Origin of the sequence: Mycobacterium sp. SM3041, from assembly GCF_039668335.1 — a bacterium.
GTDB lineage: Bacteria > Actinomycetota > Actinomycetes > Mycobacteriales > Mycobacteriaceae > Mycobacterium.
The window spans coordinates 116,431-134,649 of record NZ_JAYXBQ010000076.1 but is presented as its reverse complement, the minus strand read 5'-3'; the positions used below and the strand labels follow the sequence as shown (position 1 = coordinate 134,649).

Below are 18,219 nucleotides of genomic sequence, written 5' to 3'. Positions count from 1 at the left end.
GTGGTGGTGATGAGCGCGCGCATGAAGAGAGGTGGGTGAAACATGAAGACGTTCGTGGCCTCGCGGTTGGGGTCGATGGTCGCCATCCTGGTGGCCTTGACGGCAGTGATGTTCGTCCTGCAGAACATCTCGCCGCTGGATCCGGTGAAGGCCCAGCTCGGCGCTCAGGCCTCAGCTGACGCGGTGGCGGCCCGGCGCGCGGCGCTGGGACTGAATGACCCTGTGCTGGTTCAGTTCTGGCACTACCTGGCCGGTGCCGCGACCGGCGACCTGGGCACGTCGTACCGGACTCGGCATGCGGTGATGGCCGACCTCGGGTCGTTCGTGCCCGCCACGCTGGAGCTGGCGCTCGCCGGCCTGCTGATCGCCGTCGTCCTCGCGGTGCTGCTGGCGTTCAGCACAACCTTGAACTGGCGCGGCGCGAATGTGCTTCGGGCCGTGTTGTTCGCGGGTTCCTCGGCGCCGATGTTCCTGCTCGGCATCCTCGGCCTCATCGTCTTCTATCAAGACCTGGGTTGGGTACCGGCCAACGGCCGCAGTGCCGTGCCGAGTCCGCCGACCGGGCCGACGGGCATGCTCACCGTGGACGGTCTGCTCCACGGGCGGCTCGATGTCGTGGCCGACGCCGCGCACCACCTGATCCTGCCGGCGTTCGTCATCGCGATCGGCCCGGCTGTCGCGATCGGCCGGGTGCTGCGCAGCAGCCTGCTGGCCGACATCGACAGCGACTACGCGCGGACGGCCCGCGCCAAGGGACTGTCCGAGACCCGAATCCTGGCCAGGCATGTGCTGCGCAACTCGGTCGGCGCCGCCCTGTCGATGACCGGACTCCAAGTGGGCCTGATGTTTTCGGGCGTGTTGGTGGTCGAGCAGGTCTTCGGCTGGCCCGGCATCGGGCAGTACGTCGCGCAGAGCATTCCCGTGGCGGATTTCCCGGCGATCGCCGGCGTCACGCTGATGCTGGGAGCGCTCTACGTCGTCATCAACACGGTGGTGGACCTGCTGCAGGCCGCCGCTGATCCGCGTATCGCCGTCACAGGAGGTTAAGTGCCGAAACAGCCGCTCATCGTAGGTAATCCCGTCCTGGTCGTCGTCGACATGCAGGAGTCCGGCGACATGCCGGCCGAGGTGGTCGGCATCGAGCACATGGCCGGTTACGACGGCCGGATCGCCCGGGCCCAGCGCCTGATCGCCGCCGCCCGCGCCGCGCGGATCCCGATCGTGTTCTTCCAGGAGGTGCACCGCCCCAACGGCATCGACTTCGGCCGCGAGCTCGACGGCGCCGAGGGCGAGCACTGTGTGGACGGCCGCCCGGGCACCCCGCTGCATCCCGCGCTGCTGCCCGACCTCGATGGGCCCAACCACGAGTTCCACATCGTCAAGCGCCGCTATTCCGGTTTCATCGGAACGGATTTCGAGATCGTGCTGTCGGGTCTGCGGGCCTCGACGCTCATTCTCATCGGCGGGCTCACCGACGTCTGCGTGCACTACACCTTCGCCGATGCGCACCAGCGTGACTTCTACGTCCGCGTCGTGACCGACTGCGTGGGCGGCTCGTCGACCTATCGCCACGACGCGGCCCTCGATGCCATGGAGTACCTGCAGGCCGGTGCCATGCGCACCACCGACGAGATCGTCGCCGCCTTTTCCGATATGTGTCCGCCCGAGTTGTCCAGCCCCGCCCTCGAAGGAGTTGCCCGATGATGAAGAGCCACAAGGTCCCCGGTCGCGCGCGCGGAAGCTGGCGGATCGCCGCTGCCGGTGCCGCCGCCGTCATGTTGACGCTGAGCGGTTGCGGTGGCTCGAACTCGGGGAGCGGCACGCCCAACGCCGCGCCCACCGACAAGGTTCTGCACCTGTCCTTCCTGCAGGACCCGGGGCAGCCGCCGGACCCGGACATCTACTACGCGGGACAGGGTCTGTTGCTGACCACCAACACCTACGAAGGCCTGCTGCAATACAAGGCCGGTGTCGACAAGGCCGTCCTGGAACCGCTGCTGGCCACGAGCTGGACGGCGTCGCCGGACAACAAGGTGTTCACGTTCAAGCTCCGTGAGGGCGTCAAGTTCCACGATGGCACGCCGTTCACGTCGGCGGCGGTCAAAGCGTCGTTCGATCGCCGGGTGGCCGTCAACCAGGGCCCGGCCTACATGGTCAAGGACGTGGAATCGGTGACCACACAAGGGGATTACGACGTCACCGTCACGCTGAAGGCACCCAACTCGGCGTTCCTCGACTACCTGGCGTGTCCGTACGGCCCCCGCATGCTCAGTCCTGAAGGACTGAAGAAGAACGCCGGCACCGACAACGCGCAGGGTTACCTCACGACTCATGACCTCGGCACCGGTCCGTTCACGCTGACCGACGCCCAGGTGGGGTCGCACTACGCGATGGCCGCCTTCCCCGGATACTGGGGCACCAAGCCGTATTTCGAGAAGGTCGAGCTACCGGTCATCACCGACGTGTCGGCGCAGCAACTGCAGTTCAACAACGGCCAGGTGGCCGCCATCCTGCACGACCTGCCGTCCTCGGCGGTCCAGTCCTACCTGAACAACAAGGCGTTCACCAACTACTCGCTGCCGACCATGATGTCGAACTACGCGTACATCAACCCGAGCAAGGGCATGATGACCGACGCCAAGAACCGCAACGCGGTGATGCAGGCGATCGATGTCGACGAGCTGGTGAAGCAGACGTACTTCGGGCGCGGTAAGAAGGCCGAGCAGATCTACCCGCCGAACATGATGGCCGCCGAATACGGCAAGCAGTCGGTGCCGCACGACCCCTCGGCGCTGTCCGCCATCGCCGCGACGCTGCCGGCCGATCAAAAGGCCGTCACCATCGGCTACGACTCGAGCAACCCGGACAACCAGTTGATCAGCAACCTGATTCAGACCGAACTGGCCGCAGCCGGTCTGACCGTCAAGGTGCAGGCGTATCCCACGTCGGAGATCTACGGGTGGGTCGGTACTGACGGAAAGTCCGCACCCGAGATCATGACGTACGTCGGCTGGCCTGATGCGCCGTCGCCGTACACCTGGGGCCACATCTCGTGGGATGCCGGCGGCGGCCTGAACTTCTTCGGCTGCTCGTCGCCCGCGGTGACAGACGCATTGGCCAAGGGCCTGCCCGCCGATTCGGCCCCGGACTTCTCGACGGCCGGTGTGGAAGCGGTCAAGACCGGGTGCTGGCTGAACATCGCCGACGTCAACGACTTCATGGTGGCCCAGCCCTGGCTCAAGGGCGTCGAACAGGCACACGTGGTCACCAACCCGAATTCGCTGCGCCTGAACGCCCTTTCGGTCGGCTGATGGCCACTCTGGTCGGCAAGCCCGGAGTGCGGCGGATCATCCTGCTGACCCTGGGCTGGGAGGAGCTGCCGAAGTCGGTGTCGGTGTACGGGGCACCGCCGGAGGAGCGCATGCGGGAGCCGGTGCCCGGGGTGTTGCTGCAGACCGACGGCGGTTGGGTACTGCTCGACACGGGATTCAACACCGCGCTCGTACGGGACCCGGCGCTGTACCGGCGGTTCTTCCCGACCGTCGAGTACCGCCCGGTGCTGCCCGGACCGGGCGAGCCGATCGAGCAGCGACTGGCGGAGGTCGGGGTGGATTTCGACGAGATCCACACCGTCGCCGTCAGCCACCTGCATCACGACCATGCCGGCGGGCTCAAGCTGTTCGCCGGAAAGGTCCCGGTGCACGCCCAGCGTCGTGAACTCGAGTACGGGCTGTCGAATCACCCTGAGCCTGAACGCAACGCGATCAATCGGATCGATTTCGACGACCCGAACATCGAGTGGCACCTGGCCGACGGGGAAGCCGAGATCGCCCCGGGCATCACCGCGGTGCCGACCTATGGGCACACGCCGGGGCATCAGAGCTTCGTCGTCGAACTCGACCAGTCCGTCGGCGGTGACGGCTTCGTGTTCGCCTTCGATGCGGCCGACCTCACGGAGAACATCGAGCACGAGCTCGCCATCGGCGGGTTCATCGACGTCGACCCGCAGGACACGATCGAGCCGATCCGCCGACTCAAGAAGTTGGCCGCCGACAGGGGGTTTCAGCTGATCCCCGGCCATGATCCACACGTGTGGCCCGAGCTCACCGACCATTTCCATCATCGGTTCGGCGGGCTGTGATGGAGTGCGTGCTGCGCGCCGACCGGGTGCTCGTCGACGGTCACGAGGTTCCCGCCGCGGTGGGGATCGACGGTGGTCGCATCGTCTTCGTGGGTGACGTCGACGCCGATTGCGCTGCAGTAGAGGACATCCGGTTGCCCGAATCGGTGGTGCTGCTCCCTGGTTTCGTCGACACGCATGTCCACATCAACGAACCGGGTACCGATTGGGAGGGCTTCGAGACCGCCACCGCCGCGGCGGCCGCGGCCGGGATCACCACCGTGGTCGACATGCCACTGGACTGCGACCCGGTGACCACCAGCGTCGCGGCCCTGTACACCAAAAAGGCCACGGCAGCGGGTAATTGCCACGTCGACGTCGGGTACTGGGGTGGCGTGGTGCCCGACAACCTCGACGATCTGGCCGACCTGGCACAGGCCGGGGTGCGCGGCTTCAAGTGCTTCCTCGCCGACTCGGGCAACCCGCATTTCCCGCACCTGAGCCCGGGACAGTTCCGGGATGCCATGCGGCGCATCGCCGAACTGGGGTCGGTGCTGCTCGTCCACGCCGAGAGCAACCAGGTGATCGACGCCGGGCCAGCGCCGGCGGGCCGGGAATACCGGTCGTTCCTGGCGTCGCGACCCGACGCCGCCGAAGACGATGCCGTGGCACTGGTGATCGACGCGGCAGCGGCGACCGGGGCCCGCGCGCACATCGTGCACGTCTCCAGCGCCACAGTGTTGGCCCGCCTCGTCGAGGCCAAGCGCGCCGGGATACCGGTGACGGCCGAAACCTGCCCGCATTACCTGACATTCGCCGCCGAGACGGTGCACGACGGTGGCACCGAATTCGCCTGCTGCCCGCCCATCCGGGACGGCGCCAACCGTGAACTGCTGTGGTCCGCGCTGCACGACGGCACGCTGGACCTGGTGGTGTCCGACCACTCGCCCTGCGCGCCGCGGCTCAAGGGGGACGGGGATTTCGGCCGGGCATTCGGTGGGATCAGCTCACTGCAACTGAGCCCGCGCGCAGTCTGGACGCAGGCCGCCGCACGCGGTTTCGGGCTCACCGACCTGAGCCGGTGGATGACGCAACGGCCCGCCGCGCTGGCCGGTTACACCGACCGGGGCCGGATCGCCGTGGGCCTGCGGGCCGACCTGTGCGCCTTCGATCCGGGTGCCCTCGACACCGTGCGGGCGGCGACGCTGCGGCACCGTCACCCGGTGAGCCCGTATGACGGTGTCACGCTGCGGGGTTCGGTCCTGCAGACCTGGGTTGCCGGCGTGCCCGCGTTGGTGGGGGAGCCGGCATGAGAATCCTGGTGCTCAACCCGAACACCTCGGCGGCCATGACCGCCGAGATCGCCACTGCCGCGCGTGCCGCTGCGCATACCGACACTGAGATCGTCTGCATGTCACCGTATTTCGGCTCGGCGGCAATCGACTCCGCCGCCGAGAGCTACCTTTCCGCGGTCGGGGTGATGGACCTGGTTGCCCGACTGGCCCGGTCGGGCGACTTCGACTTCGATGCCGTTGTGCTCGCCGGATTCGGCGAGCACGGCCGCGACGCGCTCGCCGAGATGCTGACGGTGCCGGTGTTCGACATCGCCGAATGCGCCGCGCATGTCGCGCACCTGATCGGCCGGCGGTTCTCGGTGATCACCACGCTCGCCCGGTCGATCCCGCCCATCGAGGACCGGCTGCTGCTGGCCGGCCTGAACGCACACTGCGCCTCGGTACGGGCCTGCGGCCTCGGCACGGCAGCCGTGGACGCCGACCCCGCCGGCGCCGTGCAGGCGATTGTCGACGAGGCCGCACGCGCCGTCAACGAGGACGGCGCCGACGTGATCTGCCTGGGGTGCGCCGGGATGGCAGGCGTGACGGCGGCGATCTCCGCCAAGCTCGGGGTGCCCGCGGTCGACGGGGTCGCCGCCGCGGTGGCCCTCGCCCAGGCCGTCGTCGGGCTGGGCCTGTCCACCAGCAAGGCAGGGGTGTTCGCGCCGGGACCGGACAATCCGCGCAGCCACTGGCCGCTGTCGGAAGCACTGGGCCGATGACCGACGTCGATCTCGCCTCACGCCTCGTCGGCGGCAGCGTGGTGGCCGCCAGTGACGAATCGTTCGGATTCAAGGAGCGGCTCGTCGACCCGGCCGAACCCGCCTTCGTGCCCGGAACCTTCGACCTGCGCGGCGAAGTGGTGGACGGCTGGGAGACCCGGCGCCACGCCGGCCGCGCCGGCGACTGGGCGATCATCCGGCTGGGCACACCCGGCCGGCTGCGCACCATCGACGTGGACACCCGGTTCTTCTCGGGCAATCACCCGAGCGGCTGCGCGGTGGACGCCTGCGTGCTGGCGCGCACCGACGATCCGGCAGACCCCGCTGTGGCCTGGACACCGATCGTGGAACCCACTGTGCTCAAGGCGGATTCGCACAATCTGCTGGCCGTCGCGGACCGCCGGCGGTGGACGCACCTGCGGCTGCGGCTGCAGTCCGACGGCGGCGTCGCCCGGCTGCGGGCGTACGGCGAGGTGGTGCCGGACCCCGCGTCCTTCAGCGATGTCACCGTCGAGGTGTCCGGTCTGGAAAACGGTGGTCGGGTCGAATGGTGCAGTGACAGTTTCTATTCCAGTGCCACGTCGCTGATCATGCCGAACCGGCCGCACAACATGGGCGACGGCTGGGAGGCGCGCCGACGCCGCGACGTCGGACCGGACACCCACGACGCGGTGATCGTCTCGTTCGCCGCGCCCGCCGACCTGCGCCGCATCGAGGTCGACACGTCGTACTTCGTGTTCAACGCCAGCCTGGAGGTGTCGGTGCTGGGCAGCCGGAGCCGTCCCGATCGGGAACACGGTTGGGGGATGGTCGCTTTCGACGTTCCGGTGCTGCCGCGGACGCGACTGCTCGCCGATGCGCGCCAGGTGTTCGCGGTCGACGTGCCCGACGTGGCGGCACTGCGCGTACAGGCCTACCCGGACGGCGGGATCGCCCGGGTACGGGCAATAGGGGTGCCCACCGTCGACGGACTGCGGATGCTGCAGCACAACTGGGAGGAATCGTCATGACACCACTGCTGACCGACTGCGCCGGCCTCTGGCGCCGCACGCTGTTGATCGACGTCGACGGCACGCGCGACACCGAACCGGGTGTGCTGTGGCTGCAGAGCCTGACGGCCTACGTTGACTCCCGCGGATTCGCGGGCACCCTGCACCAGGACGGCGACGTCTTCGAGTGGCATCGAGAGTTCGACATCACGACGCCGGGACCGCATCCCGACGCCGGCGTAATGCACTGGGAGAGCGATGTTCTCGTCGAGACCGGGGTGCACGAACACTACATCGAGCACTGGGTCCGCGACCCCGGCGACGCGGGGCCGACAGGCGCGCTGCACCTGTCCGGGCCGGCCGGAGCGTCGGCGCTACTGGTCCGGGTCGGCGCCATGTTCGGCTGGGCCGACGGCACTCAGGTGGTGCTCGGCACCGTGGGCGGCGACGCGCAGCGAGCGCTCGGTATCGACTTCGCCGACATGGCTTCTGTCGGCGACCAAATCCAGGCCAACGGCGTGCACTGGACGGTGGACAACTCGGAAGGGAATGTGAATTCATGAGTGGCGTAACGTCATTCACGTCGGTGCCGATCATCGACATCAGCGGATTGTCGTCACCCGAGCGTGCCGAGCAGCACCGCGTGGCCGCCGAGCTGGGCCGGGCGGCGGCCGACGTCGGCTTCTTCTACATCAGCGGCACCGGCATCGATGAGTCGTTGTTCAGCGCGATGCTGGCGGCGGTGAAGGAGTATTTCGCGCTGCCGGTGGAAGAAAAGATGCGCAACTACATCGGGCTGTCGCGCTGTCACCGGGGGTATGTGCCGGTCGGCGAGGAGGGCCTGGAGGGCACCGTCCCGGATCTGAAGGAAGCGTTCGACACCGCGCTGGATCTGCCCGCCGATGATCCGGATTACCTGGCCGGCAATCCCATGCTGGGCCCCAACGCGTGGCCGGACCTACCCGGCTTCGCCGACGCGGTGACTGCCTACTACCAGGCGGTGCTGGCCGTGGGCCAGCGGCTGCTGTGGGCGTTCGCCGTCGCCCTCGGTGAGGATCCGGAGGTCTTCTCCCGCCACGCCACCAAGACGCCGAGCCAGCTGCGGCTCATCCACTATCCGTACAACCCGGACGCCCATGACAGCGTCGGGATCGGCGCGCACACCGACTACGAGTGCTTCACGCTGCTCAAGCCGACGGCCCCCGGCCTCGAGGTGCTCAACGGCGCGGGCGAGTGGATCGACGTACCGCCCGTCGACGGGACGTTCGTCGTCAACGTCGGGGACCTGCTGGAGCTGTGGACCAACGGTGCGTTCGTGGCGACCAGCCACCGCGTCCGCAAGGTCGCCGAGGAACGGTACTCGTTCCCGTTGTTCTTCAACGTCGACTACCACACCGAGGTGAAACCGCTGCCGCAGTTCGCTTCGCCCGATGCCAAGCCCCGGCCGGCGCTGCGTGCGGGTGAGCACCTGTTCGCCCAGACCGCGCAGACGTTCGCCTACCTACGCCGGCGCATCGAGTCGGGCGAACTGGTACTGCCCGACGGCTCGCTGGAATTGGGACAGTTCGGCCAGCAGGCGTTGCAGGGTGCCGGCTGACTAGTTGATGGGCGCGTTGAGCCAGTGCAGGTCGTCGAGCATGCCGCGGGCCGCCACGATGCCCTGACCGGTCTGCCACACCTCGTTGTTCACCACGAACACCCGGTTGTCGCGCGTGGCGGCGAGCTTCTTCCAGGCCGGGCCGTCGAGCAACGCGGTCGCTTTGTCCTTGGCCGCCGGTGACTCGAACGTCAGGTAGACGATGTCGCCGTCGGCCGCCGAGAAATCGGTGCCGGGTCCCAGCTTCGAGATGTCGATCTCGCGGTAGGGCTTGTCGGTGAATCGTTGCGGCGCAGGGCGATCCGCGCCGATCCGGGCCAGCACGCTGCCCGGGAAGTTGTTGGCGCCGAAGATTCGCAGGGTGCCCTCGGTCAGCTGCACCACCGACACCTGGAAATGCGAGGCGTCGTTCTGGCCGCCGACCTTGGTGGCGTCGGCGTTGAACCCGTCGACCAGTGCGCCCGCGGCGGCGCCGCGACCGGTCGCCGCCCCGACCATCCGCAGATCGTCCTGCCAGGCCGCGCCCGACGGCCCGGTGAGCACCGTCGGCGCGATCGCCGACAATGCGCCGTAGGTGTCCGATGTGGCCGACACCTGCGAGCCGATGATCAGGTCGGGGTTGGCGGCCTTGACCGCGGCCATGTCGGGGGCACCGCGGGTGCCGGCCGCCGGCACGTTGTGGATGACGGTGCCCAGGTATGACGTCTGGCCCGACGAATCCGTCGGGGTCGCCGCGGCGACCACACGGCCCTGCAGGCCCAGCGCGCACAGCGCATCGAGTGCCGTGCCCGAGAGCACGACGATGCGCTGCGGGTCGGCGTTGACGTCGGTGGCGCCGGCGGCGTGGTGCACCTGGCGGGTGGGCGGGCCCTCATCGAGCGCTGCCGGGGTGGGCGCGCACGAATCGTCGGGCCGGCGCTGGTTGCCCAGCACGCCCGCGGTGGCGATCCGGGTGGTGCTGGTGATGGGAGCCGAGTTCGCTGCCTGAGGTTCGCTGGTGTGCCCCGAACAGCCCGTCAGGACGGTCGCGGCCGTCGCGCACAGGGCGGTCAGAACCGCCGCGCTGGCGCTGGACAGCCGGGTACGGGGAGTCGGAAACTGCACGTGGCCGACGGTAACACCCGCGCGGCCGGGCCCAGATGAGGCGCGGTCGTGGGCGGTGCCGCCACGCCGGTGCCGGTGGCTGGTCCAGCCAATTACGACAGTTTGTAGGACCCTCGCCGCAAGGCTGTGCGATGGGGGATAAGATCACCGGCAGACAACATGGGATGCCCCGTGTGCTCGAACTATTCGCCCGGAACATTTGGAGGATCTGTTGGTAGCCGAAGCGCCCCCAATCGGAGAACTCGAGGCTCGTCGCCCGTTCCCGGAGCGTATGGGCCCCAAGGGCAACCTGATCTACAAGCTGGTGACCACGACCGATCACAAGCTGATCGGCATCATGTACTGCGTCGTCTGCTTCGTGTTCTTCTTCATCGGTGGCCTGATGGCGCTGTTCATGCGCACGGAGCTGGCCATGCCGGGACTGCAGTTCCTGAGCAACGAGCAGTTCAACCAGCTGTTCACCATGCACGGCACGGTGATGCTGCTGTTCTACGCCACCCCGATCGTCTTCGGCTTCGCCAACCTGGTGCTGCCGCTGCAGATCGGCGCCCCCGACGTGGCGTTCCCGCGGCTGAACGCCTTCTCGTTCTGGCTGTTCCTGTTCGGCGCCATGATCGCCATCGCCGGCTTCATCACCCCCGGTGGTGCCGCTGACTTCGGCTGGACCGCCTACTCGCCGCTGACCGACGCGATCCACTCGCCCGGTGCCGGTGGCGACCTGTGGATCGTCGGCCTGGCCGTCGGTGGTCTGGGCACCATCCTGGGTGCCGTCAACATGGTCACCACCGTGGTCTGCATGCGCTGCCCGGGCATGACCATGTTCCGCATGCCGATCTTCACCTGGAACATCCTGGTGACCTCGATCCTCGTGCTGCTGGCCTTCCCGCTGCTGACCGCCGCGCTGTTCGGCCTCGCCGCTGACCGCCACCTGGGCGCGCACATCTACGACCCCGCCAACGGCGGCGTCCTGCTGTGGCAGCACCTGTTCTGGTTCTTCGGCCACCCCGAGGTGTACATCATCGCGCTGCCGTTCTTCGGCATCGTCTCGGAGATCTTCCCGGTGTTCAGCCGCAAGCCGATCTTCGGTTACACCACCCTGATCTACGCGACGCTCGGTATCGCCGCCCTGTCGGTCGCCGTGTGGGCGCACCACATGTACGCCACCGGCGCCGTGCTGCTGCCGTTCTTCTCCTTCATGACGTTCCTGATCGCGGTCCCGACCGGTATCAAGTTCTTCAACTGGATCGGCACGATGTGGAAGGGGCAGTTGACCTTCGAGACGCCGATGCTGTTCTCGGTGGGCTTCCTGATCACCTTCCTGCTCGGTGGTCTGTCGGGCGTGCTGCTGGCCAGCCCGCCGCTGGACTTCCACGTGACGGACAGCTACTTCGTCATCGCGCACTTCCACTACGTGCTGTTCGGCACCATCGTGTTCGCCACCTACGCGGGCATCTACTTCTGGTTCCCGAAGATGACGGGCCGTCTGCTCGACGAGCGTCTGGGCAAGCTGCACTTCTGGCTGACCTTCATCGGCTTCCACACCACGTTCCTGGTGCAGCACTGGGTCGGTGATGAGGGCATGCCGCGTCGTTACGCCGACTACCTGCCCACCGACGGCTTCACCACGCTGAACGTGATCTCGACCATCGGTGCCTTCATCCTGGGCCTGTCCACGCTGCCCTTCGTGTGGAACGTGTTCAAGAGCTGGCGTTACGGCGAGCCTGTCGTGGTCGACGACCCGTGGGGCTACGGCAACTCACTGGAGTGGGCCACCAGCTGCCCGCCGCCGCGGCACAACTTCACCGAGCTGCCCCGGATCCGTTCGGAGCGCCCGGCGTTCGAGCTGCACTACCCGCACATGGTCGAGCGGATGCGTGCCGAAGCGCACATCGGTCGATCGCACCACTAGAAATCAGCCGACCCGCCCGCGCCTAAGGCGCGGGCGGTTCTGCGTTAGGGGACCTAACGGATGACGCAGGAAAGCAACTCACACGGGTCGGTGCTGATCACCGTCACCGGACTCGACCAGCCGGGCGTGACGTCGACGCTGTTCGGCGTGCTGTCGCGGCACAACGTCGAGCTGTTGAACGTCGAGCAGGTGGTCATCCGTGGCCGCCTGACGCTCGGCGTGCTGGTCGCGGTGCCTGCCGACGTGGCCGGCGACGTGCTGCGCGCCGATGTGCAGCAGGCCATCAGCGAGCTGGGGCTCGATGTCGCGATCGACAGCAGTGATGACCAGCCCGTCCTCACGGAGCCGTCGACCCACACCATCGTCGTGCTGGGCCGGCCCATCACCGCCGAGGCCTTCACTGTCGTCGCCCGCGAGGTGGCGGCGCTCGGGGTCAACATCGACTTCATCCGCGGTGTCTCCGACTACCCGGTGACGGGTCTGGAGCTGCGGGTGTCGGTGCCCCCGGTGGGCGGGGCCTACGCGCAGCTGCAGACCGCGCTGGCCCGCGTCGCGGTCGACGAGGGCGTCGACATCGCCCTCGAGGACTACAGCCTGGCCCGGCGGGCCAAGCGGCTCATCGTGTTCGACGTCGACTCGACGCTGATCCAGGGCGAGGTCATCGAGATGCTGGCGGCGCGCGCCGGCGCCGAGGCCAAGGTCGCGGCCATCACCGAGGCCGCCATGCGCGGCGAACTGGACTTCGAGGAGTCGCTGCGGGAGCGGGTGGCCACGCTCGCCGGCCTGCCGGCCGAGGTGGTCGACGAGGTCGCCGACCAGATCGAGCTGACCCCGGGTGCCCGGACCACACTGCGTACGCTGCGCCGGCTGGGTTACCACTGCGGTGTGGTGTCGGGCGGGTTCCGCCAGGTGATCGAGCCGCTGGCCGAGGAGCTGATGCTCGACTTCGTGGCGGCCAACCACCTCGAGATCGTCGACGGCAAGCTGACCGGCCGGGTGACCGGCCCGATCGTCGACCGTCCGGGCAAGGCCAAGGCGCTGCGGGACTTCGCCAACCAGGCCGGTGTGCCCATGGAGCAGACGGTCGCGGTCGGCGACGGCGCCAACGACATCGACATGCTGTCGGCGGCCGGCCTCGGCGTCGCGTTCAACGCCAAGCCCGCGCTGCGGGAGGTCGCCGACGCGTCGCTGAGCCACCCGTACCTGGATACCGTGCTGTTCATCCTCGGCATCACGCGTGGCGAGATCGAGGCTGCCGACGCGGTCGACGGTGTGGTGCGGCGGGTGGACATCCCGTAGCGATTCGCCGGCGACGGCACACCGCAGCCGCTGTCGCGTTACAGTGGTGACTATTGATATTGATTTGCTGCGTAAGCGTGTGGGAGATGGTGACATGAAGCGTGCGGTTCTGGTTGGTGTAAGTGCTGTCGCGTTGGTCGCCGGCCCCTTGTCGGTCGTCTCGGTGACGGCGGCCGCGCCGGCCTACGCGTGCCCCTGGGGGACCGTGCCGAGCCACTTCGAAGGCGTGTGCGTCAAGGGCACGGCGAACGGCAGCGGCCCGCAGGCGGTGCCGCCGCAGACGTCCAACAGTGGGACGGGCGCGCAGATCACCCAGTCGGTCGGCGGCCTGCAGACGGTCAACGGCATTCCCTGCACGCCCGAGCACATCGGCACCTGCATCGGCCTGATCCAGAGCCAGCAGTAAGCTTCCGGCCCGCCTCAGACGACGAGGGCGTGCGCGTCCGGCGTACCCGCGCCGGTGACGCCGCGCCACGCCTGAGCGAGCACCGCCACCGACTGGTGCAGGCGCTCGTCGGGCTGGGTGAACGGCACCCGGATGAAGCGCTCCAGCGTGCCGTCGACCCCGAACCGCGGCCCCGCCGGGATGACGAGTCCCATCCGGGACGCCGCCGCGGACAGCGCTGAACTCATGGGTGCGGGCAGCCGCATCCACATCGACATGCCGCCGTGGCACGGGCTGGCCGTCCAGTCCGGAAGTTGTTCCTGCAGAAGCGAACTCACCAACTCGCGCCGGGCGCGCAGCATGTCGCGCCGGGCGGGCAGCACGGTGTCGGCCTGCCGGAGCAGGTCGGCCGACGCCAGTTGTTCGACGATGGCGGTGCCGAGGTCGATGGTCGGCCGCACCGCGGCGATGGCGGCCAGCGTGGACCGTTCGGCGCGAATCCAGCCGACCCGCAGGCCACCCCAGAACGACTTCGACATCGAGCCGACGGTGATCACCAGGTCGCGGCGGCTCTCCAGGTAGGAGGCCAGCGGCGGCGGCAGCGGCTCGTCCAGCCAGATGTCGCAGATGGTTTCGTCGATGATGGTGCGGGTCCGGGTCTCGGAGATGATGCGGGCGAGGCGCTCGCGCCCGGCGGCCGGCAGGCTCAGCCCGGTCGGGTTGTGGTTGTCGACGATCAGGTAGGCCAGCGTGGGGGCCAGTTGCCGCATGGCGGCCTGTACGGCATCCAGTTCCCAGCCGTCCTCGGCCATGCTCACGGGCACCGGCCGGGCGCCGGACGCCGCGATGAGCGAGATGGCGCCGTGGTACGTCGGCTGCTCGATCAGTACCCGGTCGCCCGGGCGGGCGTAGGTGGCCAGCACGAGATTGATCGCGTGCAGCGCCCCGGTGGTCACCATGATCTCGTCCGGATCGGTGGGAAACCCTCTGGCGCAATATCTTTCGGCGATGGCCTGGCGAAGCTCGGCGACGCCGGTGAGTTCGATGCCGAGGTCGTGCAGGTGCGGTGCCACGCGCTGGGCGGCGCGCGCGAACGCCTCGAGGGTGGCGGCCGCCGGCGCCGAGGGCGCGGCATCGGCCAGGCTCAGCGTGCCGGTTCTGACTATGGGCGCCGGACTGGCCGTGAGCGCCGTGGGCGGCAGGGCCGTGGTGCTGCGGGCGCCGCGGCGGGCGTTGAGGTAGCCGTCCTCGCGCAGCTGGGCATAGGCCGCGGTGACGGTGGTGCGGGAGACCCGCAGCGCGTCGGCCAGTGCGCGTTCGCTGGGATACCGGGCGCCGACGGGGAGCCGGCCGTCGACGATGAGCAGGCGGATGGCATCGGCCAGGCCCAGATAAGCGGGGCCGCTGAGGCTGGACGTGCGCCAGTTGCCCAATTCGCGTGCCAGAAGGACTTCGTCAAGTGATCTGGCTGACATCTCGATCGACATTGAAGCCAGTATCGGCCAACTGGCTATTGAATGGCAAGCCAGTTGGCCGGAAAACTGGTGTCATGCGAACGAACTGGCTATCAAAACTGGCTGAGAAGCGTGCCCGGTCGCGGCGTGACAACCGCGCCGATATCCGTGATCTGGATGCCGCCCGGGTGCGTCACGAACTGGACGCCATCCGCGCTCGCTTCCAGGACCACCGGTGACGGCAGCGGCCAAACGCGTCAGCGGGACCGGCCTGACAATCCGCTCGGTGCTGCTGCTGGCGGGGCTGAGCGGCTACGGCCTGTCGATGGCACTGTTCGTGCGGGCCGGCCTGGGCCTGGACCCGTGGGACGTCTTCCACCAGGGCCTGGCCCAGCACACCGGACTGACCATCGGCGGCGCCACGGCGCTCGTCGGCGTCGTGGTGCTGCTCGGCTGGATCCCGCTGCGGAACCGGCCGGGCGTCGGCACCGTCGCGAACGTCATCATCATCTCCGTCGTGGTCGACGCCGCCCTGATGGTGCTGCCGCAGCCGGCGACGCTGCCGGTGCGCACCGCGATGATGGTCGGCGCCGTGGTGCTCAACGCCGTGAGCACAGTGATGTACATCGGTGCCGGGATGGGGCCGGGACCACGCGACGGACTGATGACCGGGCTGGTGGCCCGGACCGGATGGTCGGTGCGGCTGGTCCGCACCGGCATCGAGGTGACGGTGCTGGCCACCGGCTGGCTCCTCGGCGGCACCGTCGGCGTCGGAACCGTCGTGTACGCCTTGGGGATTGGGCCGCTGGTGCAACTGGTGCTGCGGTGCACCCCGAGCCGCTGGCTCGCGGCCAGCGGATGGGCGCACGTGGTGGGGGACCGGGCAGCCGAACCGGCCGTGGCTACGATGAGCGAGTGCCCGGCGCCCTCAACGACAACCTCGTAAAGCCAGATGGCCCGCCCGACTCCGACCAATTGATCGACTCCGTCGACGACGACCTGTTGATCGAATTCTCGGGCGTCACGCTGCGCCGCGGCGGTGCCACCCTGGTCGGCCCGATCGATTGGTCGGTGGAACTCGATGAGCGCTGGGTCGTTCTCGGTCCCAACGGCGCGGGCAAGACGTCGCTGCTGCGCATGGCCGCCGCCGTCGAGCATCCGTCGACGGGCACGGCGTTCGTGCTCGGTGAGCGGCTGGGCCGCACCGACATGTCCGAGCTGCGGTCGCGGATCGGGCTCAGCAGTTCGGCGCTGGCGCAGCGAATACCCGACGACGAAGTGGTGCGCGACCTGGTGGTCTCCGCCGGTTATGCCGTGCTTGGCCGGTGGCGCGAACAGTACGACGACGTCGACTACAACCGGGCGCTGGACACGTTGGAGAGCATCGGCGCCGAACACCTCGCCGACCGCCGCTACGGCACCCTGTCCGAGGGTGAGCGCAAGCGGGTGCTGATCGCGCGGTCGCTGATGACCGACCCGGAGCTGCTGCTGCTCGACGAGCCGGCGGCCGGACTGGACCTCGGCGGGCGGGAAGAACTCGTGGCCCGGCTGGCTGATCTGGCCGCCGACGCCGACGCACCCGCCTCCGTGCTGGTCACCCACCACGTCGAGGAAATCCCGGAGGGCTTCACGCACTGCCTGCTGCTCTCCGAGGGGCGGGCGATCGCTTCCGGGCTGCTGCCCGACGTGCTCACGTCCGAGAATCTCTCCCAGGCCTTCGGTCAGTCGATCGCCCTGGAGTACATCGACGGGCGGTACTTCGCCCGTCGTACCCGCAGCCGCGCGGCGCACAGGAGGCGTATATGACCGAACTCGACCCCCTGCATCCCAGGCCGGCCGCGACCGTGATGCTGGTGCGCGACGGTGCGCCCGGCATCGAGGTCTTCCTCATGCGCCGCACCATGTCGATGGCCTTCGCCGGCGGCATGACGGTGTTTCCCGGCGGCGGGGTCGACGAGCGCGACCGTGACGCCGACATTGCCTGGACCGGACCCGACCGCACCTGGTGGGCCGAGAGGTTCGGCGTCGACCCGGTGCTGGCCGGCGCGCTGGTGTGCGCCGCCGCCCGCGAGACCTTCGAGGAATCCGGGGTGCTGTTCGCCGGGCCGGCCGACGATCCGGACGGCATCGTCTCCGACGCGACCGTCTACCACGAATCCCGGGCCGCGCTGGAAAGCCGTGAACTGTCGTTCGGGGAGTTCCTGGCCCGCGAGAAGCTGGTGCTGCGCGCCGACCTGCTGTGGCCGTGGGCCAACTGGATCACCCCCAAAGAGGAACGCACCCGCCGCTACGACACGTTCTTCTTCGTCGGTGCCCTGCCGGCCGGCCAGCGCGCCGACGGCAACAACACCGAGAGCGACCACGTCGCGTGGCGTACGCCCGCGGCCGCACTGGAGGAGTTCGCGCAGGGGCATTCGTTCCTGCTGCCGCCCACGTGGACGCAACTGAGCTCGCTGGACGGCCGCACGGTCGGTCAGTTGCTCAAGGACGAGCGGAAGATCGAGCCGATCGAACCGGTGCTCACCATGGGCGAGGGCACGTGGGACATCGAGTTCTTCGATGCCGAGCGGTACAAGGCGGCGCGCGCCGGTAGGGCGCAGTGATGACCAAGCGTGAGTTCGCCGCGGAATTCGTCGAAATCCACGTCACCGACGGCATCGGGACCCTGCTGCTGGCCCGACCGCCGCGCAATGCGCTGACCCGCCAGATGTGCCGGGAGGTCGCCGCGGCCGCCGAGGAGCTGGGCCAGCGGTCCGACGTCACCGCCGTCATCGTGTACGGCGGCCACGAGGTCTTCTGCACCGGTGACGACGACCACGAGACCAGCACCCTCGATGCGGCCGAGGCCCGCGTCGCGGGCGCGGTGTGCCGCGCCGCGGTCGACGCCGTCGCCGCCATTCCGCGGCCCACCGTCGCGGCCGTCACCGGCTACGCGCTGGGCAGTGGCCTGACGCTGGCGCTCGCGGCCGACTGGCGCATCAGCGGCGACAACGTGAAGGTCGGGTCGACCGAGATCCTGTCGGGCCGGGCACCGGCCGAGGGCGCTGCGGCGCGGCTGGCCGCGGCCGTCGGCGACAGCCGGGCCAAGGACCTGGTGTTCAGTGGCCGGTTCGCCGGTGCCGAGGAAGCCGTGGCCCTGGGTCTGGTCGACCAACTCGTGGCGCCCGACCACGTCTACGACGAAGCGCACAAGTGGGCGCGCAGGTTCCTCGACTCGTCGCCCGAGGCGCTGGCCACAGCAAAGGCGGCGTTCGCGGTTCGCTGAACCCGTGCTCAGCGGGTGAACAGAACCGTGGATGTGAACTC

The 18,219-nt window shown here is 68.8% G+C and carries 19 protein-coding genes; 17 read left to right on the top strand and 2 right to left on the bottom strand.

The window, feature by feature from the left end; translation table 11 throughout:
• Nucleotides 1-42 precede the first annotated feature (42 nt).
• The 9 genes from VXD91_RS26185 to VXD91_RS26145 are packed head-to-tail and all read left to right on the top strand — an operon-like array spanning nt 43 to nt 8,762.
• Nucleotides 43-1,047 carry an ABC transporter permease gene (locus VXD91_RS26185; RefSeq protein ID WP_212813802.1) on the top strand — a complete coding sequence of 335 codons (1,005 nt, stop codon included), beginning with the start codon at nt 43-45 and terminating at the stop codon, nt 1,045-1,047.
• On the top strand, nt 1,048-1,704 hold the full coding sequence (locus tag VXD91_RS26180) for a cysteine hydrolase (protein WP_318986141.1): 657 nt from the start codon (nt 1,048-1,050) through the stop codon (nt 1,702-1,704). It begins immediately after the preceding gene.
• The gene (locus VXD91_RS26175) at nt 1,704-3,311 is read left to right on the top strand and encodes an ABC transporter substrate-binding protein (protein ID WP_318986142.1); all 1,608 of its coding nucleotides are present in this window, start codon (nt 1,704-1,706) and stop codon (nt 3,309-3,311) included. The genes VXD91_RS26180 and VXD91_RS26175 overlap by 1 nt, the downstream gene beginning before the upstream one ends.
• Nucleotides 3,311-4,141 carry an N-acyl homoserine lactonase family protein gene (locus VXD91_RS26170; RefSeq protein ID WP_318986143.1) on the top strand — a complete coding sequence of 277 codons (831 nt, stop codon included), beginning with the start codon at nt 3,311-3,313 and terminating at the stop codon, nt 4,139-4,141. Before VXD91_RS26175 ends, VXD91_RS26170 begins: the two co-directional genes overlap by 1 nt.
• Complete coding sequence (gene allB, locus VXD91_RS26165; protein WP_318986144.1) at nt 4,141-5,433, top strand: allantoinase AllB; 1,293 nt, start codon at nt 4,141-4,143, stop codon at nt 5,431-5,433. The genes VXD91_RS26170 and allB overlap by 1 nt, the downstream gene beginning before the upstream one ends.
• Entirely contained in the window at nt 5,430-6,176 is a 747-nt protein-coding gene (locus VXD91_RS26160) for an aspartate/glutamate racemase family protein (protein WP_318986145.1), read from the top strand. The genes allB and VXD91_RS26160 overlap by 4 nt, the downstream gene beginning before the upstream one ends.
• Entirely contained in the window at nt 6,173-7,186 is a 1,014-nt protein-coding gene (gene alc, locus VXD91_RS26155; RefSeq protein WP_318986146.1) for an allantoicase, read from the top strand. Before VXD91_RS26160 ends, alc begins: the two co-directional genes overlap by 4 nt.
• Nucleotides 7,183-7,728: a hypothetical protein gene (locus VXD91_RS26150; protein WP_318986147.1), complete on the top strand. Its 546-nt coding sequence runs from the start codon at nt 7,183-7,185 to the stop codon at nt 7,726-7,728. Before alc ends, VXD91_RS26150 begins: the two co-directional genes overlap by 4 nt.
• A complete protein-coding gene (locus VXD91_RS26145; RefSeq protein WP_318986148.1) occupies nt 7,725-8,762 on the top strand; it encodes a 2-oxoglutarate and iron-dependent oxygenase domain-containing protein in 1,038 nt (345 codons plus the stop codon). Before VXD91_RS26150 ends, VXD91_RS26145 begins: the two co-directional genes overlap by 4 nt.
• Here VXD91_RS26145 and VXD91_RS26140 read toward each other — a convergent pair whose 3' ends face one another.
• Complete coding sequence (locus VXD91_RS26140; RefSeq protein WP_318986149.1) at nt 8,763-9,866, bottom strand: iron-siderophore ABC transporter substrate-binding protein; 1,104 nt, start codon at nt 9,864-9,866, stop codon at nt 8,763-8,765.
• 211 nt (nt 9,867-10,077) lie between these two features.
• Here VXD91_RS26140 and ctaD point away from each other — a divergent pair, with 211 nt between their 5' ends.
• The 3 genes from ctaD to VXD91_RS26125 all read left to right on the top strand — a co-directional run bounded on the left by ctaD (nt 10,078) and on the right by VXD91_RS26125 (nt 13,480).
• Nucleotides 10,078-11,775: a cytochrome c oxidase subunit I gene (gene ctaD / locus VXD91_RS26135; protein ID WP_061004131.1), complete on the top strand. Its 1,698-nt coding sequence runs from the start codon at nt 10,078-10,080 to the stop codon at nt 11,773-11,775.
• Nucleotides 11,776-11,835: 60 nt separating this feature from the next.
• Entirely contained in the window at nt 11,836-13,074 is a 1,239-nt protein-coding gene (gene serB, locus VXD91_RS26130) for a phosphoserine phosphatase SerB (RefSeq protein ID WP_212813819.1), read from the top strand.
• A 94-nt stretch (nt 13,075-13,168) separates the two neighbouring features.
• Nucleotides 13,169-13,480: a hypothetical protein gene (locus VXD91_RS26125; protein ID WP_020103125.1), complete on the top strand. Its 312-nt coding sequence runs from the start codon at nt 13,169-13,171 to the stop codon at nt 13,478-13,480.
• A gap of 14 nt (nt 13,481-13,494) precedes the next feature.
• Here the strand turns inward: VXD91_RS26125 and VXD91_RS26120 are convergent, their stop codons facing one another.
• Nucleotides 13,495-14,946: a PLP-dependent aminotransferase family protein gene (locus tag VXD91_RS26120; protein ID WP_318986150.1), complete on the bottom strand. Its 1,452-nt coding sequence runs from the start codon at nt 14,944-14,946 to the stop codon at nt 13,495-13,497.
• Here VXD91_RS26120 and VXD91_RS26115 point away from each other — a divergent pair.
• The 5 genes from VXD91_RS26115 (at nt 14,919) to VXD91_RS26095 (ending at nt 18,178) form a co-directional block, all read left to right on the top strand.
• Nucleotides 14,919-15,152: a hypothetical protein gene (locus VXD91_RS26115; RefSeq protein ID WP_318986151.1), complete on the top strand. Its 234-nt coding sequence runs from the start codon at nt 14,919-14,921 to the stop codon at nt 15,150-15,152. The genes VXD91_RS26120 and VXD91_RS26115 overlap by 28 nt on opposite strands.
• Before the next feature lie 86 nt (nt 15,153-15,238).
• Nucleotides 15,239-15,859, top strand: a complete 621-nt coding sequence (locus tag VXD91_RS26110) for a hypothetical protein (protein ID WP_318986182.1) — start codon at nt 15,239-15,241, stop codon at nt 15,857-15,859.
• 29 nt (nt 15,860-15,888) lie between these two features.
• Nucleotides 15,889-16,719, top strand: a complete 831-nt coding sequence (locus tag VXD91_RS26105) for an ABC transporter ATP-binding protein (RefSeq protein WP_212814747.1) — start codon at nt 15,889-15,891, stop codon at nt 16,717-16,719.
• Nucleotides 16,716-17,516 carry an NUDIX hydrolase gene (locus tag VXD91_RS26100; RefSeq protein WP_318986152.1) on the top strand — a complete coding sequence of 267 codons (801 nt, stop codon included), beginning with the start codon at nt 16,716-16,718 and terminating at the stop codon, nt 17,514-17,516. Before VXD91_RS26105 ends, VXD91_RS26100 begins: the two co-directional genes overlap by 4 nt.
• Nucleotides 17,516-18,178, top strand: a complete 663-nt coding sequence (locus tag VXD91_RS26095; protein ID WP_318986153.1) for an enoyl-CoA hydratase — start codon at nt 17,516-17,518, stop codon at nt 18,176-18,178. The genes VXD91_RS26100 and VXD91_RS26095 overlap by 1 nt, the downstream gene beginning before the upstream one ends.
• Nucleotides 18,179-18,219 lie beyond the last annotated feature (41 nt).

Excerpts from the sequence above, each read along its gene's own strand:
- VXD91_RS26175 (WP_318986142.1), top strand. The coding sequence starts at position 1,704 with ATGAAGAGCCACAAGGTCCCCGGTCGCGCGCGCGGAAGCTGGCGGATC.
- VXD91_RS26170 (WP_318986143.1), top strand. The coding sequence starts at position 3,311 with ATGGCCACTCTGGTCGGCAAGCCCGGAGTGCGGCGGATCATCCTGCTG.
- VXD91_RS26160 (WP_318986145.1), top strand. The coding sequence starts at position 5,430 with ATGAGAATCCTGGTGCTCAACCCGAACACCTCGGCGGCCATGACCGCC.
- serB (WP_212813819.1), top strand. The coding sequence starts at position 11,836 with ATGACGCAGGAAAGCAACTCACACGGGTCGGTGCTGATCACCGTCACC.
- VXD91_RS26110 (WP_318986182.1), top strand. The coding sequence starts at position 15,239 with ATGGCACTGTTCGTGCGGGCCGGCCTGGGCCTGGACCCGTGGGACGTC.
- VXD91_RS26100 (WP_318986152.1), top strand. The coding sequence starts at position 16,716 with ATGACCGAACTCGACCCCCTGCATCCCAGGCCGGCCGCGACCGTGATG.
- VXD91_RS26125 (WP_020103125.1), top strand. The coding sequence starts at position 13,169 with ATGAAGCGTGCGGTTCTGGTTGGTGTAAGTGCTGTCGCGTTGGTCGCC.
- allB (WP_318986144.1), top strand. The coding sequence starts at position 4,141 with ATGGAGTGCGTGCTGCGCGCCGACCGGGTGCTCGTCGACGGTCACGAG.
- VXD91_RS26095 (WP_318986153.1), top strand. The coding sequence starts at position 17,516 with ATGACCAAGCGTGAGTTCGCCGCGGAATTCGTCGAAATCCACGTCACC.
- VXD91_RS26120 (WP_318986150.1), bottom strand. The coding sequence starts at position 14,946 with ATGTCGATCGAGATGTCAGCCAGATCACTTGACGAAGTCCTTCTGGCA.
- alc (WP_318986146.1), top strand. The coding sequence starts at position 6,173 with ATGACCGACGTCGATCTCGCCTCACGCCTCGTCGGCGGCAGCGTGGTG.
- VXD91_RS26150 (WP_318986147.1), top strand. The coding sequence starts at position 7,183 with ATGACACCACTGCTGACCGACTGCGCCGGCCTCTGGCGCCGCACGCTG.
- VXD91_RS26145 (WP_318986148.1), top strand. The coding sequence starts at position 7,725 with ATGAGTGGCGTAACGTCATTCACGTCGGTGCCGATCATCGACATCAGC.
- VXD91_RS26185 (WP_212813802.1), top strand. The coding sequence starts at position 43 with ATGAAGACGTTCGTGGCCTCGCGGTTGGGGTCGATGGTCGCCATCCTG.